The sequence below is a fragment of the Spiroplasma sp. ChiS genome (assembly GCF_002968355.1).
GTDB classification, from domain to species: domain Bacteria; phylum Bacillota_I; class Bacilli_A; order Mycoplasmatales; family Mycoplasmataceae; genus Spiroplasma; species Spiroplasma citri.
This window is the reverse complement of record NZ_PUUH01000067.1, coordinates 1-1,965: the sequence shown is the minus strand read 5'-3', so window position 1 is coordinate 1,965 and position 1,965 is coordinate 1. Positions and strand designations below refer to the sequence as shown.

3 protein-coding genes are annotated in these 1,965 nt (G+C 22.3%); 2 read left to right on the top strand and 1 reads right to left on the bottom strand.

Features of this window, described 5'->3' with window-relative positions; translation table 4 throughout:
• The coding region (locus tag C6B38_RS02770) for a TraM recognition domain-containing protein (protein WP_233485494.1) at positions 1–536 on the top strand (536 nt) is incomplete at its 5' end.
• A gap of 31 nt (positions 537–567) precedes the next feature.
• Positions 568–753: a hypothetical protein gene (locus C6B38_RS02765; protein WP_105298572.1), complete on the top strand. Its 186-nt coding sequence runs from the start codon at positions 568–570 to the stop codon at positions 751–753.
• 124 nt (positions 754–877) lie between these two features.
• Here C6B38_RS02765 and C6B38_RS02760 read toward each other — a convergent pair whose 3' ends face one another.
• Positions 878–1,426 carry a hypothetical protein gene (locus C6B38_RS02760; RefSeq protein ID WP_105298571.1) on the bottom strand — a complete coding sequence of 183 codons (549 nt, stop codon included), beginning with the start codon at positions 1,424–1,426 and terminating at the stop codon, positions 878–880.
• Positions 1,427–1,965 lie beyond the last annotated feature (539 nt).

Sequence of the window (1,965 nt, the reverse complement as noted above, 5' to 3'; positions counted from 1 at the left end):
ATGTTAAAAGTGTAAATTATGATATGCTTACCAATAATTTTGCAGAAAAAGAAATATCAGGGATGATTAGTAAACTTGATATTACTAATATGCAATTAAATAATTCGCTTAGCAAAAATAATAGTTTATTTGAATTGATTACTAAACATAAAACGATTTTGTTTAGTATAAATTCTTTGAAATACCCTGAACTCGATAGTTTGGCTGGGAAAATCATTATCCAAGATTTAAAGGAATTAACCACTTTAAAACCAGTTAATCAGAAAATCAATGTTGTTTTAGATGAGTTTAATGTCTTTGCAAATGAAACTATTGTTAACTTAATAAATAAGTCGCGTAGTTTTAATTATCAATGTTTCTTGTCATTTCAAACAACAAACGATTTAAAAACAAACAATATGAATTTAACAGATACCATTTTTGGAAATGTTAGCAATATTGTTTGTCATAACATTAAAGACCCTAACACCGCGGAATATGTAGCGAGTGTTTTTGGTACCCAAGAAACCGAAAAAATAACGCACCAACTTGATTAACAACACTGCTAATATGGGGTCGGTGCGTTCGGTGGATGAGTTTATAGTTCATCCGAACGACCTTAAAACCCTTAAAATTGGTGAATGCTATTTAAAAACAACGCTACCAAGTGGCAAGTTATTTATTAAAAAAATACAAGTTGCGGCAACTTGTTTAGATGAATTAATTAATCACTTAAATAAATATTTATTTAATTTACAAGATTGTAACATTTAAAAAATAATTTTGTTTAACAAATTGTAAAATTAATTATTTTTAATCCAAATTTTATTATATTTCTGTTATTTTTAAAACCAACTATGATGAATTAATTAATCACTTAAATAAATATTTATTTAATTTACTCTACCCTTGGATTTAATTGTTTTATTCTGTCTTTTATTTGTTCTTCTGATGGTATATCAGTTCCATTAGTTTTAATTTCACCTAAATGTTGATTACTAATAAATGGTCTTAATCTAATTACACAATTGTATTTAACTTTTAAATTTCCATTATAAATATTTATATCATTTGAAGTAACTTTAGCACTTTTTGTAGTTATATTGGTAACTTTAATTTTACTAATATCTACCCTTGGATTTAATTGTTTTATTCTGTCTTTTATTTGTTCTTCTGATGAAAAGTTATCATAAGGATCAATAACAATTGAAATTAAATTAGTAATTTTAATTATTTCTTTTAAATCAAAATATTTATTAAATTTAATTTTATTTTTCCTTTTATCAACATTTACTTCTGATTTTTCTTGTTTTATTTGAATTTTATTATAATTAGTTTTTAAATTTTCAGTAATTTTATTTTCATAATTTGATGTCATACCGATTAAAGGAATAATACCCGAAAATGTTATACTAATTGTTCCCATTAAGTTTAATATTTTTTTCATTTTTATTTTTCTCCTTTGTTATTTTATAAAATTTATGGTAAACCAAAGATAAAAATATCTAAAATATTATAATACATTTTTATATTTTTTAACAAATTATTTGTATATTTTTATAATTTGCTATATAATGAATTTGTTAGCATTTTATTATTTTTCTCCTTTGTTATTTTATAAAATTTATGGTAAACCAAAGATAAAAATATCTAAAATATTATAATACATTTTTATATTTTTTAACAAATTATTTGTATATTTTTATAATTTGCTATATAATGAATTTTTTAGCATTTTAAAATGCTATGACAATTAAAAACGGAAACACAATCCATTTTGAACAAGTCTGTGTTTCCACTGACAATTTTAACATATTTTACTTAACTTAGAATATGTTTATCAATTATTTATAATGTTTGTGGAAATAGCGGTCTGTTATTTCCCTTTTTATTTGTTACAAAAAAGGAGTGATAAAAAATATTTTATCCGCACATTTGTGATAAAATAAAAACAACTAAATAAAAACAAAGAAAAATGACCAGCAC